Origin of the sequence: Microbacterium sp. (assembly GCF_040394595.1) — a bacterium.
Taxonomy (GTDB): domain Bacteria; phylum Actinomycetota; class Actinomycetes; order Actinomycetales; family Microbacteriaceae; genus Microbacterium.
The window spans coordinates 1-13225 of record NZ_JBEBSA010000023.1 but is presented as its reverse complement, the minus strand read 5'-3'; the positions used below and the strand labels follow the sequence as shown (position 1 = coordinate 13225).

The window sequence follows — 13225 nt, the reverse complement described above, 5'->3', positions numbered from 1 at the left end:
GTGCGAAAAGGCATCCCCCGAAGTCCTGGGGGATGCCTTTTCGCGCACTCAGCGGGAGCGCGGGCCGCGGATCAGCGCTTGCCGGCGATCTGACGGCTCACGATGTCGCGCATGATCTCGTTGGTGCCGCCATAGATCCGGTGCACGCGGGCGTCGAGGAAGGCGCGGGCGATCGGGTACTCGGTGATGTACCCGTATCCGCCGTGCAGCTGCACGCCGATGTCGAGCACCTCCCACTCGCGCTCGGTCGCCCAGAACTTGACCTTCGCGGCCTCCTCGGCCGACAGCTTCCCGTCCTTGTAGGCGAGCAGCGCGCGGTCGATGTACGCCCACAGCGCGTCGACGGTCGCCGCCATGTCCGCGATCTGGAAGCGGGTGTTCTGGAAGTCGATGATCCGCTCGCCGAAGGCCTCGCGGTCCTTCGTGTAGGCGACGGTCCAGTCGAACGCGGCCTGCGCCGCCGCCGCGCCCGCGACGCCGATGGACAGGCGCTCGAGCGGCAGGTTCATCATCAGCTGGATGAAGCCCATGCCCTCCTTGCCGCCGATGAGGTTCTCTTCGGGGACGAACACGTCGGTGAACGACAGCTCGGCGGTGTCGTGGCCCTGGAAGCCCATCTTGTGGAGCTTCTTACCGTGGTCGAAGCCCTCCATGCCGTTCTCGATCAGCACCAGGCTGAACGCGTCGGGGCGGTTGCCCTCGCCGGTCTTCACGAACGTGACGACCAGGTCGGCGGTCTTGCCCGACGAGATGAAGGTCTTGGCACCGTTGACGACGTATCCGCCGTCGACCTTCTTCGCGGTGGTCTTGATGCCGCGCAGATCGGACCCGGCGCCGGGCTCGGTCATGGCGAGCGCGCCGATGACCTCTCCCGTGGCCATGCGGGGGAGCCACTTGGCCTTCTGCTCCTGCGTGCCCATGTGCACGAGGTAGGGGACGGCCAGGTCGTCCTGGATGCCGAAGGCACCGGCGAGCGAGCCCGCGCCGGCCGCGATGACCTCCTCGTTCACGATCGCACGGAACCGGTAGTCCTGCAGCATCCCGGCGCCGCCGAACTCCTCCGGCACGGAGAGCCCGATGATGCCGGCCTCGCCCGCGGCGAGCATGGTCGCGCGGTCGACCTCGCCGTCGGCGTTCCACTTCTCGATCGTCTCGTTCGTGACGTACCGCTTGACGAAGTCCTTGACCAGGTCGCGGAAGGACTCGTGGTCCTCTTCGTAGATGTCGCGTTCCATACCGTCCTCCAGGAGGTGATTCTGCGTCTTCGCACCGGAGATTCTACGGTCAGGATGCCTGGAAGGGGAGTCCATTGTGAGAATGCATCCCACATTTCGTGGGACTGCGTCTCGGGATTGTGGGATGCCGCGCATCCATCCTTCGATCGATGGCGGGGTCCATCGAATTCGCGATGCGCGCTGCTCCGAGCCGGAGTGTGCTGGTCGGGTGCCCAGATTCCTCCGTGCCCTCCCCGAAGTCCTGACCTCGCGCCGCGGCGCCTGGATCTCCCTCGTCACCGGCGTGCTCGTGCTCGTCGCGCTCCTCGGCGCGTTCGGCCGCGCGTCGCTCGACACCCGCGCCGAGTCCTCGCCACCCGGCTCGGAGTCCGCCGCCGTGACGGCGCTGGAGCAGCGTTTCCCGGCGGCCGACGATCAGTCCCTGCTCGTCGTCGCCGGACGCGACGACGGGAGGAGGCTCACGGACGCCGATCTGCGCGCGGTCGGCGCTCTCGTCCCCGCGCTCGCCGAGGAGACCGGCCGCCCCGCGGTCGGCCCTCTGCCGAGCGATGACGGGAAGGCCGCGCTGCTCCAGGTGACCGTGGAGGTCGGCGCGGACAAGGACGCCGCCTCCTCCGCCGTCGACGGCGTGCGGAAGGCGCTCGCGCAGCATCCGGTCGACGGCATGCGCCTGCAGGTGACCGGCGGGCCGGCGTTCGGCGCCGACGTCGCCGCGGCCTTCGACGGCGCGGACCTCACCCTGCTGCTGGTCACGATCGGGATCGTCGCGCTCCTGCTCATCATCACCTACCGCTCCCCCGTGCTCTGGATGATCCCGCTGGCCGTCGTCGCGTTCGCCGATCAGCTCGCCGGCAAGGCGACTGCGGTGATCGGCAACGCCCTGGACCTCCAATTCGACACCGGGATCGTCAGCGTCCTCGTGTTCGGCGCGGGCGCCAACTACGCGCTGCTGCTCGTATCCCGTTACCGGGAGGAGCTGCAGCGCGAGGACGACCATCGTGCGGCGCTGGCACGCGCCTACCGCACGACGGCACCGGCCGTCCTCGCCTCGAACGTGACGGTCGTGCTGTCGCTGCTCACTCTCGTGCTCGCCGTGATCCCCGGCACCCGCGGACTCGGGATCGCGTCCGCGGCCGGTCTGCTGATCGCCCTCGCCGGCGTGCTGCTCCTCCTGCCGCCGGTGCTCGCCGTCTGCGGACGCGGCGTCTTCTGGCCGTTCATCCCCCGGCCGGGCGACGGCTCGCGTCAGGGACGCGCCTGGCGCACCGTCGCCCGCGGCGTCGTCCGTCGCCCCTGGATCCCCCTCGTCGGCGGGGTCGCCCTGCTCGCCGTCATGGCCTCGGGGCTGCTCGGCGCCTCCGTCGGGCTCACCCAGGCGGAGAAGTTCCGAGTGCCCTCGGAGTCCGCCGCGGGCCTCGAGGTGCTCTCCGCGCACTTCCCGCCCGGCCAGGCGCAGCCCCTCATCGTGATCGCCGACGCCGCGGACGCCGAGGCGGTCGCCGGGGAGCTGGAGCGGGTCGACGGCGTGGTGACGGTGACCGACGCGGGCCGGAGCACCGACGGCGCGCTCGCCCGTCTCGTCGTGACGGGCGAGGCGGTGCCGGGCACGGAGCAGAGCCGCGCGCTGATCCGCGACGTGCGGGAGGCCGCCCATGCCGTGGACGGCGCCGACGCGCTCGTCGGAGGGCAGGGGGCCGCCGACCTCGACGCGCGGGAGGGCAATCTGCACGACCTCCTCCTCATCGCACCGCTGGTGCTCGCCGTCACGCTCATCGTGCTGGTGCTGCTGCTGCGCGCTCTCGTCGCCCCGATCATCCTGCTGCTCGTGAACGCCCTCACCGCGATCGCCGCGATCGGCGCGGGCGCGTGGCTCAGCCGGGTGCTCTTCGGCTGGGACGCCCTCGACCTCCCGGTGCCGCTGCTCGCGTTCCTGTTCCTCGTCGCGCTGGGGGTCGACTACACGATCTTCCTGGTGCATCGCGCCCGCGCCGAGGCCGGATCGCACGGCACCAGGGAGGGCATGGTGCGCGCGCTGGGCAGCACCGGGGCGGTGATCACGAGCGCCGGCGTGGTCCTCGCGGGCGTCTTCGCCGCGCTGGGGCTGCTCCCCCTCGTGACGCTCGGGCAGATCGGCCTCATCGTCGGGGTCGGGGTGCTGGTCGACACGCTGATCGTCCGCACCCTGGTGGTCCCGGCGCTGTTCTCCCTCGTCGGGGACCGGATGTGGTGGCCCGGTCGGGTCTCGCGAGGATGAGGCCGGGCCCGCGTCGCAGGTCAGTGCGGGTAGTCGGGCGCCGCGGGGAGACCGAAGAACTCCTCCAGCGTGTGGAATCCGCCGGCGTGGTACGCCGCGGCGAGCTCCTTGCCGATGTAGCGCACGTGCCAGGCCTCGTGCACGTAGCCGGTCACCGCGGTGCGGCCGTCCTCGTAGCGCACGATGAAGCCGTACTCCCAGGCGTGGGCGGCGACCCATTGCGCCTGGGGCGTGCCGGTGAACCCCTGGATCTCGCCGCAGCCGGGGCTGCACGCGACGATGTCGAGAGCGAGGCCGGTCTGGTGCTCGCTGTGACCGGGCCGGGCGGACTCCGAATCGGCCCACGCCTGGCCGCGATTGCGCACGTGGGTCGAGTAGGTGCGCTGCTGCAGGTCGTAGGAGCGGTATCCGTTGTTCACGCCGATGGCCCCCGCACCGGCATCCGCCGAACCCTTCGCGAGCTGCGCGAGGGCCTGCGAGACCACCGGGCGCGCCTCACCGGATCCGGTGGTCGTCCGCAGTCCGGTGCCGCCCAGCGAGGCGGGCGCGTAGCGGGCGGGGTCGAGCGGCCGCGCCTTGTTGACGACGACCCATTCGTGGGCGGGGTCGGAGAGCGAGACGCACGGTGCGGTGCCGGACGACACCGCCAGCCGGAAGGCCTCCCCTCCGCCGAACGCCGCGATCGCCGCGGCGTCGTCGCCCGCGCCGAGCGCCTTCGTCACGGCGGGGTCGGCACAGGGGTCGACCGCGGGGGTGGCCGAGATCTCCACCGGCGGCAGCTCGGTGACGGTCACCGGCATCGGCGGCGAGCCCTTCGGCTCTTCTCCGGGACCGCTCGCGAGCGCCCAGACCGAGCCCATCAACGTGATCACGACGCCGATCGCCGCGGCGACCAGCACGGTGCGGGATGACGGCGCGGCGTGTCGGGGCTGCCGGGCACTCATGCGTCCATTGTCGCTCATGCCGCCGGGAGACCGCCGACACCCCGACATGGAATCTATCTTCGATTCCTTCTTGACAGATATTCGATGTTTTGTTCTAATCTTCTTCATGCGGTGGCAGGGTCAGACGATCGACGAGGCGGACGCGGACGCGCTCCCCGGCCTGGAGAACCGCACCGGGATCGTCCGCTCGGTGACCACTCCGGAGTTCGCCGGGATGACTTTCCACGAGGTGCTCTCGCGGTCTGCCCTGAACCGCGTGCCCGGCGCGTCCCGCATGCCGTTCCAGTGGACGATCAACCCCTACCGGGGCTGTTCGCACGCCTGCGTCTACTGCTTCGCCCGGGGGACCCATGAATACCTCGACCTCGACGCGGGGCACGACTTCGATTCGCAGATCGTCGTGAAGACGAACGTCGTCGAGGTGCTCGAACGGGAGCTGCGGCGGGGATCGTGGCATCACGAGACGGTGGCGCTGGGCACGAACACCGACCCGTATCAGCGTGCGGAGGGGCGCTACCGGCTCATGCCCGGCATCATCCGGGCCCTTGCGGAGTCGGGAACGCCGTTCTCCGTCCTCACCAAGGGGACGCTGATCCGGCGCGACATCCCCGTGCTCGTCGACGCGGCGGCGCAGGTGCCCGTCGACGTGCAGCTGTCGATCGCGATGTACGACGACGGGCTGCAGCACGCGATCGAGCCGGGCACGCCCAGCACGCAGGCCCGGCTCGACACCGTGCGTGCGCTGACGGATGCCGGATTCCGGGTCGGCGTCTTCCTCATGCCCGTGCTCCCGCACCTGACCGACGGGATCGCGTCGATCGACGAGGCCCTCACCCGGATCGGCGAGGCGGGCGCCGACCACGTCGTGTACGGCGTGCTGCATCTGCGGCCCGGGGTGAAGCCGTGGTTCCTCCGCTGGCTCGAGCGATATCGCCCCGACCTGGCCTCCTCGTACCGCGCGCTGTATCCCGGCGCCGCTGCCGAGGCGCCGAAGGACTACAAGAAGTGGCTCGCGAAGCGGATGCGTCCGCTCATCCGGGCCCACGGGCTCTACGCCGAGACGGGGGACGACGAACGGATGCGGGGCATCATGCGCGCCCGCACGCGGCCGGCCGAGCCGACCCCTGCCCCTGGCCCCGCCCCGATGCTGTTCTGACGGCCGCATATGCTCGTGGCATGGCTATCGGCTCGACCGTGCACACCTTCGACGTGCAGCTCGCGGACATGGACCGCGGCGTCTACGACGACTACTCCCTGCGTGTGGCGCGGCATCCCTCCGAGACCGACGCCTACATGCTCACCCGCGTGCTCGCCCACGGGCTGGAGTACACGGAGGGCATCGCGTTCGGGGGCGGCGTGTCGCAGACCGACGAGCCCGCCGTGCTCGTGCGCGACCTCACCGGACGGATCACCGCCTGGATCGAGGTCGGCGCGCCCGATGCCGAGCGCCTCCACCACGGCAGCAGGCTCGCCGAGCGCACCGTGGTCTACACGCACCGCGATCCGGCGAAGGTGCTGGCCCTCTGGACCGACAAGCGCATCCACCGGATCGAGGACATCCGTCTGTTCGGCTTCGACCCGGGATTCGTCGACGCGGCCGTCCCGTTGATCGAACGCCGCAACACGATGACGCTCACGGTCACCGAGAGGACCGTCTACCTCGACCTCAACGGCACGACGCTCAGCACCGCGGTGTACGAGCACGCGCCGGCCTGACGCCGGGGACGCGAGAGGCCCCCGCCCCGCGGAAGGGGCGACGGGGGCCTCTCGTGACGGGTCAGGAGGTCAGCTCGGCATCGGTCGGGATGCGCCCGGCGATCTCCTCGATGACGTCGTCTCCCGGGGCGGCCTGCTCGAACGGCGCATCGATCTCGGCGCGGTCCAGCAGCTCCTCCATGCGGCGGCGGCGGTGCCTCGAGATGAGGGTCACGACGCGGCCCGAGCGGCCGGCTCGACCGGTTCGGCCCGCACGGTGCAGATACGTCTTGTACTCGTCGGGGGCGTCCGCCTGCACGACCAGGTCGATGTCGTCGACGTGGATGCCGCGGGCGGCGACGTCCGTCGCGACGAGCACCTGCACCCGTCCGGAGGTGAGCTTCTGCAGGTTGCGGGTGCGCTTGGCCTGGTTGAGGTCGCCGTGCAGCGACACGGCGGGGATGCCGGCGTCCTCGAACTGCTCGGCGAGCATCTCGGCGAAGGCGCGCGTACGGCTGAACACGAGGGTCCGTCCGTCACGGTCGACGAGCGACGTCAGCACATCGGCCTTGTCCCGGTGCTCCACGACCAGCACCCGATGCTCGATCGTGCCGGAGTCCTGCGTCTCGCCGGCGACCTCGAAGACGGCCGGGTCGACGAGGAACTCCTCCACCAGCGACGCGACCTCGCGGTCGAGGGTCGCCGAGAACAGCAGCTTCTGACTGACAGCGCCCTTCGGCAGCGCCGTGCCGGTCTTGCGGAGGATGCGCTGCACAGGCTCGACGAAGCCGAGCTCGCACATGTGATCGGCCTCGTCGAGGACGGCGATGCGCACCTCGGAGAGGTCGAGCTTGCCCTGCTCGATGAGGTCCTCGATGCGCCCGGGGGTGCCGATGATGATGTCGACGCCCTTCTTGAGCGCGCCCACCTGGCGGGCCTGCGGCACCCCGCCGTAGATCTGCGTGGTGAAGAGACCGACGCTGCGGGCGATCGGCTGCACGGTGCGGTCGATCTGCAGCGCGAGCTCGCGGGTGGGGGCGAGGATGATCGCGCGCGGGGCGCGTCCGAACTCGCGCTTCTTGCCCTTCTGCGACAGCAGGATGCTCTCGACCAGCGGCGCGCCGAACGCGATCGTCTTGCCGGATCCGGTGCGCCCGCGGGCGAGCACGTCCCGGCCCTCGAGCACCGCCGGGACCGAGGCGGCCTGGATGGGGAACGGCGTCGCGGCCCCCATGCCCGTGAGCACCTCGACGATGTTCGACCCCAGCCCGAGATCGCCGAACGTCACACCGGCGACCTCGTCGGCGCTCACGGCCTGCGCAGCGAGCCGCTCGTGGACCACATCCTCCGCGGTGTCCTGCTTCGGCGCGCGGTCGGTCCCGCGGTTCCAGTCGTCGCGGCCCGGCCGGGGCTCCCGTACCGGACGTCCGCCGAAGCGATCGGAGGCACCGCGGCCGCCCTGCGCGGGCCGTCGCCCTGCGCCGCCGCGGTCGTCGCGACGGTCACCGTACGAGGGACGCCCGCCCCGATCATCACGGTCACCATACGACGGACGCCCGCCCCGATCATCGCGGTCACCGTACGACGAACGCCCACCCCGATCATCACGCCGCCCGGCATCGCGCCGGTCGTCGAAGCGACGGTTGCCGTATCCCGAGCGGTCACCGGTGTAGCGCTCGCCCTGCGGCGCCCTCTCGTCACGATCGCGGCGATGCGGCGCCTCGCGACGACCCGACTCCGCGCGGTTGCGGATGCCGCGGGCCTCGTCGCGGCCCGCGCGCTCCTGCGCCGTCCAGCGACGCTTGGGAGCGGCGTCCTGCTCGGCGCGATATCCGCGATGCTTGGGGCTGCGGCTGCCGGGCTTGGAACCCGCGGCGGTGTCGCGGTCCCTGTCGTCCGCCCGCTCGTCACGCGGCGCAGGACGCCCTCCGGCGTGACGGTCGTGGAACGACGTCTTCTTCGCGTAGCGGGGCTCGAAATTGCGCGAGGGGCGCCCGCCCTTCGGCTTGTGATTCTTGGGCACGGGAGATACTTCTCTCTGTCTCGGACACGAGAACAGCGCCCGCTCCGCGCAGCGCGCGTCGGGCATACCCGGGCATCCGTCGGCCGGGGCCATTCATGTGATGGTCGATGAACCATCGGCCCTGGGCTCACATTCAGAACACGATCCGCGATCACGCGGTTGCCCGAAGCCGACGCCTCAGTCTACCGACGGCGCCTGGGCTTCGCCTCCGAGCACCGGGCGGAGGGCCACCGGGAACAGCTCGGTGCGTGCGACGACCCTGTCCCGCTCGGCGGCGAGCGCGGTGCGGGCGGGGTCGTCCAGGTACCCCTGGAGCCCCTCGCGGTCGCCGAACCGGAAGAGCTGCACTTCGTCCGGCCCCTCACCCGCCGCATCCGAGAGCGCCCGCTGGACGACTTCGCCGCCGTGCGCCGCGACCAGCGCGAGCACGCGGTCCTCGTACGCGGCCATGCCCTCCCTCTCGCCGTCTCTCGCCCACAGCAGGCAGCACAGCGTCACCGCATCGGTCATCGCCCCTCCGTCTCCTCCGCGACCCCCGCCGCGAGCTCTGCGAGCCTCGTCACCGCCGGAGTCTGCCGCCCGGCGAGCCAGAGCAGCCCGTATCGGATCGGTTCCGCGTCCTCGAACGTCAGATGCACCACGCCGGGATGGGGATGGTAGCGGGCGGCGCGCGCGGCGGCGATCGTCACTCCGCGGCCCGCGGCGACCAGCCCGAGCACCTCGTGCCAGTAGGTCACCGGACGGGTGTGCGGGATCGGCCGCCCCGACGGCGTGTGCGACGGGAAGTGCATCGCCTGCCAGTAGTCGGGCGCTGCGCCCCGGATCGGGATGAGCCGGGTGTCGGCGAGGTCCTCCACCGTCGCCGTCCCGTGTTCGGCGAGGGGATGGTCCGCGGGCACGAGCAGCGTACGGGGCTCGGACACCAGCACCGGTCCGGCGACGATGTCCGCCTCATTGACCGGAAGCTCGGACAGCTGGATGTCGATGCGTCCCGTGCGGAGGCCGGAGAGCGGATCGCTCAGCTGGATCTCCTCGAACGTCACGTCGGCGTCTGGCGACTCCGCGAGCAGCCGATCGCCCGCGGAGATCATCAGGTCGCCGCACCATGGCGTCGAATAGCCGACGTGCACGCGGATGCGGGCGCCCTGGGCAGCGGCCACCGCAGCGGCGACGGCGGTCTCCGCCTGGTCGATCGCGGGGCGCAGACCGTCATGGAGCAGATGCCCGATCGGAGTGAGCCGCACGGTGCGACTTGTGCGCTCGAAGAGCGTCGCGCCGATGCGCACCTCGAGTCCCTTGATCGTCTGGCTGATGCGGCCGGGACTGAGGTGCAGACGCTCGGCCGTGCGCCCGAAATGCAGCAGCTCGGCGAGCGTCAGGAACGCCTCGACCTCCACCCGTTCGAGCATGCGCGGCTCCGATCGTTGAGTTGGGCTAAACGATTCAGAACAGTATCGCGCATTGTTCCCGCGCCTGGCGGGCCCGAGGCTGAGAACAGCACCAAGGAGGAGAACCATGACCATCAACACACGGGTCCGATCGGCCGACGGCACGGAGATCGCCGTCGAGGTCTCCGGACGGGGGCCGGCACTCGTCCTCGTGAGCGGCGCCTTCGGCGAGCGCTCCTTCCCGGCGATGCGCGAGCTGGCTGCACGTCTGTCCGATCGCTTCACGGTCGCCAACTACGACCGTCGGGGCCGCGGAGACTCGGGCGACACCGCACCGTACGCCGTGGCGAGGGAGATCGACGACCTGCGGGCCGTCGTCGACTCGCTCGACGGCCCCGTGGCCGCCTGGGGGCTCTCCTCCGGCGCGGCGCTGGTCGTCGAGGCGGTGGCGGCGGGAGTGCCGCTGCGCTGGGCGAGCCTGTACGAGCCCGCCTACGAGACCGACCCCGTTCCGCGGCATCCGCGGGCGGAGATCGCTGCGGACGTGACGGGCAGGCTGAGCCGAGGGGATCGCAGTGGCGCCGTGCGGGCGTTCATGACCCGGGCGCTGCACGTCCCTGCACCGATCACCGCCGTGATGCGGCTCACTCCCGCCTGGCGGCGGCTCACCGCCCTCGCCCACACGCTCCCCTACGACCTCGCCGTCACCGCCCCCGACCTGTCCGGCCGCGTGCCGGCGCCGGAGCGCTGGGCGGCGATCACGACGCCGATCGACGTGCTCGTGGGCTCGAAGTCGCCGGCCGTCCTGCAGCGCTCCGCACGCGCGGTCGCCGAGGCGCTCCCCACCGCCGCACTGCGCGTGCTGCCCGGACAGAACCACGTGATCGATCCGGAGGCCGCGGCCGCCGCCGTCATCGCCGGCGACCCCCTGACCCCCGCGCCCTGACCCGTCCCGCCGACCGAAGGAAGAGACCATGACCACCATCGATCAGTACACCGCCTCCCTGCCCGAGCCGTTCCGCGCCGTCGCCGCCGCTCTGCGCGGCGCGATCGACGAGGCGCTGCCCGACGCCGACTCCCGCATCTACCACTCGCATCCCGTCTGGCTGATCGGCGGCGCACCCGCGGCCGGATTCAAGGCATACGCCCGGTACGTGACCTTCATGATCTGGAACGGCGCCCCGATCGACGATCCGTCCGGCGAGCTGCAGTCGGGAGCCCGGATGTCGACCGTCAAATACGCGGAGCTCTCCGGGCTCGACACCGGACGGATCGTCGACTGGCTGCGCCAGTCCGTCGCGGAGGCGTCGCGGTGAGGCTCGTCGCCCACGTCTTCCTCACCGCCGACGGGGTGATGCAGGGCCCGGGCAGCCCGGGCGAGGACACCAGCGGAGGCTTCGACCGCGGCGGCTGGATGCCGCCCTACGCCGATGCCGACTCCGCCCGCATCGTCGACGACTGGTACCGCGGCGCCGAGGCGGTGCTGCTCGGCCGGGGGACGTTCGAGCTGTTCCGCGGATACTGGCCGAACGTCACCGATCCCGATGACCTCATCGCGACCTCGCTCAACACGCTGCCGAAGTACGTCGCCTCCACCACCCTCGGCGATCCGGCCTGGACGGGCACGACAGTCCTCGGCGGCGACGTGCTCGGCGGCGTCCTCGACCTGCTCCGTCGTCCCGGCGGCGAGCTGCAGGTGCATGGCAGTCGCCGGCTCACCCGCAGCCTGCACCGGGCGGGGCTGATCGACGAGTACCGCTTCCTGGTCTTCCCCGTGACGATCGGCTCGGGGACCCGCCTGTTCGGGCCGGGCGATCCGGCGGTCGGCCTTCGCCTGCAGGAAGCGACGCGCACCGCCGCCGGGGCCGTCCACCTGCGCTACACGCCGGACGAGCATCGGGCGGGCGCGTTCGGGATCGACGGGGGGCTGCGCACCAGCGAGATCTGATGCCGCGCAGTGCGCTCCGGTCCTACGATGGCGGAATGAGCTCCCCCACCGGCATCCAGCACCATCTCCGCCGCGGCGACGTGACCGCGCAGATCGCCCAGGTCGGCGCCTCCCTGCGGCACCTGTCGGTCGGCGGGGTCGACCTCGTGCCTCCGTACCCCGAGGCGGATCCCACCCCGATGTGCTCGGGCGTGGTGCTCGCACCGTGGCCGAACCGCATCCGCGACGGGATCTGGCAGGACGGCGAGGCCGCGCGCGCTCTCGCGATCACCGAGCCGAAGCTGCGCAACGCGAGCCACGGCCTGCTGCGCTTCTCCCCCTACGACGTCGCCGCGCAGGACGACGGCGCAGTCACCCTCTCCGCCACGGTCTTCCCGCAGACGGGATACCCGTACCTGGTCGAGACCGCCGTGACGTATGCGCTGACGGATGCCGGGATCGAGGTCGTGCACACGCTGACGAACCGGTCGTCCGAGCCGGCGGCGGTGGCGCTGGGCACGCACCCCTTCCTCACGATCGGCGACGTCGACCCGCGGGAGCTCGTGCTGCGCATCCCCGCGTCGACCTATTTCGAGACCGATGAGCGGCTGCTGCCGGTCGGCGAGTCTCCGGTGTCGGGCGGCACCGATCTGCGCGAGGGGCGACGGCTCGCCGAGGTGGAGCTCGACACCGCGTTCGCGACCCTTCGCCGCGATGCCGACGGCCGGGTCCGCACGACGCTCACGGCGCCGGACGGCCGCGTCGCCGCCATGTGGCAGGACGCGGGGTTCGACTACGTGCAGGTCTACACCACCGACCAGTACCCGGGCCAAGCGCGCGCGGTGGCGATCGAGCCGATGACCGGGCCCGCCGAGTCGTTCAACTCCGGCCGCGGGCTGCGGCGTCTCGCATCGGGCGAGACCTGGACGCTGCGCTGGGGCATCGAGCTGTCCTGACGCCTCGGGCTCCTACCCTCATCGGATGCCTCCCGGTGCGCTCCCGCCGACCCGGTGCGCGTCGTGCGCACGGATCGGGCTGTCTGGACGGGAACGCACCGGGTCGATGAAGCCCCCGGCCCGGCGGCGGCGCGGTGTCAGCCGTGATGCACGTCGCCGGCGACCGGGAGGCCGCGTTCGCGCAGCTCGCGGCGGGTGAGGGCGTGCTCGCCCGCGCCGACCGGCTCGAGCTCTGGTTCGGCCTCCCCGGCCGGGCCGTCGTCCACGGCACCGCCGGACGAGCCCGGACCGCCGGCATCCGGCACATCCGTCCCGCCCGCACCGCCGTCGCCCTCGGGGCCGCCGCGACGCGCACGGCGGCGCTCCTTGGCCCCTTCGACGAGGTTGTACAGCGTCGGCAGCACGATGAGGGTGAGCACGGTCGAGGACACCAGGCCGCCGATCACCACGATCGCGAGCGGCTGGGAGATGAAACCGCTGTGCCCCGTGATGCCGAGCGCCATCGGCGTGAGCGCGAAGATCGTCGCGAGGGCGGTCATCAGGATCGGCCGCAGACGCTTCTCGCCGCCGGCCATCACCGCGTCGCGGGTCGAGAGCCCCTTCTCGCGGTACTGGTTGACCAGGTCGACGAGCACGATGGCATTGGTCACCACGATGCCGATCAGCATCAGCACGCCGATGAGCGAGGCGACGCCCAGCGGCACCCCGGTCACGATCTGCAGCAGGATCGCGCCGGTCGCCGCGAACGGCACCGAGACGAGCAGCAGCAGCGGCTGGCGCAGCGACTTGAAGGTCGCGACCAT

At 71.6% G+C, this 13225-nt stretch carries 13 protein-coding genes; 7 read left to right on the top strand and 6 right to left on the bottom strand.

Annotation, left to right across the window (positions count from 1 at the left end; translation table 11 throughout):
- Positions 1–71: 71 nt before the first annotated feature.
- A complete protein-coding gene (locus ABWO84_RS14910) occupies positions 72–1235 on the bottom strand; it encodes an acyl-CoA dehydrogenase family protein (RefSeq protein ID WP_353115951.1) in 1164 nt (387 codons plus the stop codon).
- 208 nt (positions 1236–1443) lie between these two features.
- On the opposite strand from ABWO84_RS14910, the gene ABWO84_RS14905 reads away from it, so the two are divergent.
- Entirely contained in the window at positions 1444–3489 is a 2046-nt protein-coding gene (locus tag ABWO84_RS14905) for an MMPL family transporter (protein WP_353115949.1), read from the top strand.
- 20 nt (positions 3490–3509) lie between these two features.
- Here the strand turns inward: ABWO84_RS14905 and ABWO84_RS14900 are convergent, their stop codons facing one another.
- A complete protein-coding gene (locus tag ABWO84_RS14900; RefSeq protein WP_353115947.1) occupies positions 3510–4433 on the bottom strand; it encodes a M15 family metallopeptidase in 924 nt (307 codons plus the stop codon).
- A gap of 106 nt (positions 4434–4539) precedes the next feature.
- On the opposite strand from ABWO84_RS14900, the gene ABWO84_RS14895 reads away from it, so the two are divergent.
- Together ABWO84_RS14895 and ABWO84_RS14890 are read left to right on the top strand one after the other, a co-directional pair.
- Positions 4540–5589 (top strand): Rv2578c family radical SAM protein, encoded by a 1050-nt coding sequence (locus tag ABWO84_RS14895; RefSeq protein ID WP_353115945.1) that lies wholly within the window; start codon positions 4540–4542, stop codon positions 5587–5589.
- Between the two features lie 20 nt (positions 5590–5609).
- Entirely contained in the window at positions 5610–6149 is a 540-nt protein-coding gene (locus ABWO84_RS14890; RefSeq protein ID WP_353115943.1) for a YaeQ family protein, read from the top strand.
- Between the two features lie 61 nt (positions 6150–6210).
- On the opposite strand, the gene ABWO84_RS14885 is transcribed toward ABWO84_RS14890, so the two are convergent.
- The 3 genes from ABWO84_RS14885 to ABWO84_RS14875 all read right to left on the bottom strand — a co-directional run bounded on the left by ABWO84_RS14885 (position 6211) and on the right by ABWO84_RS14875 (position 9560).
- Positions 6211–8151: a DEAD/DEAH box helicase gene (locus ABWO84_RS14885; RefSeq protein WP_353115941.1), complete on the bottom strand. Its 1941-nt coding sequence runs from the start codon at positions 8149–8151 to the stop codon at positions 6211–6213.
- Positions 8152–8328: 177 nt separating this feature from the next.
- Positions 8329–8661, bottom strand: coding sequence for a DUF1330 domain-containing protein (locus tag ABWO84_RS14880; RefSeq protein WP_353115939.1), 333 nt, complete (start codon positions 8659–8661; stop codon positions 8329–8331).
- Positions 8658–9560: a LysR family transcriptional regulator gene (locus tag ABWO84_RS14875; RefSeq protein ID WP_353115937.1), complete on the bottom strand. Its 903-nt coding sequence runs from the start codon at positions 9558–9560 to the stop codon at positions 8658–8660. The genes ABWO84_RS14880 and ABWO84_RS14875 overlap by 4 nt, the downstream gene beginning before the upstream one ends.
- Positions 9561–9666: 106 nt before the next feature.
- On the opposite strand from ABWO84_RS14875, the gene ABWO84_RS14870 reads away from it, so the two are divergent.
- From ABWO84_RS14870 to ABWO84_RS14855, 4 genes are read left to right on the top strand one after another with little or no spacing between them, the layout of a single operon-like run.
- Positions 9667–10485, top strand: coding sequence for an alpha/beta fold hydrolase (locus tag ABWO84_RS14870; protein ID WP_353115935.1), 819 nt, complete (start codon positions 9667–9669; stop codon positions 10483–10485).
- Positions 10486–10513: 28 nt separating this feature from the next.
- Positions 10514–10855 carry a DUF1801 domain-containing protein gene (locus ABWO84_RS14865; protein WP_353115933.1) on the top strand — a complete coding sequence of 114 codons (342 nt, stop codon included), beginning with the start codon at positions 10514–10516 and terminating at the stop codon, positions 10853–10855.
- A complete protein-coding gene (locus tag ABWO84_RS14860; protein WP_353115931.1) occupies positions 10852–11487 on the top strand; it encodes a dihydrofolate reductase family protein in 636 nt (211 codons plus the stop codon). Before ABWO84_RS14865 ends, ABWO84_RS14860 begins: the two co-directional genes overlap by 4 nt.
- A gap of 35 nt (positions 11488–11522) precedes the next feature.
- On the top strand, positions 11523–12422 hold the full coding sequence (locus ABWO84_RS14855) for an aldose 1-epimerase family protein (RefSeq protein WP_353115929.1): 900 nt from the start codon (positions 11523–11525) through the stop codon (positions 12420–12422).
- Between the two features lie 137 nt (positions 12423–12559).
- On the opposite strand, the gene ABWO84_RS14850 is transcribed toward ABWO84_RS14855, so the two are convergent.
- Positions 12560–13225, bottom strand: a 666-nt coding sequence (locus ABWO84_RS14850; RefSeq protein ID WP_353115927.1) for an efflux RND transporter permease subunit, incomplete at its 5' end; no start/stop codon positions are given.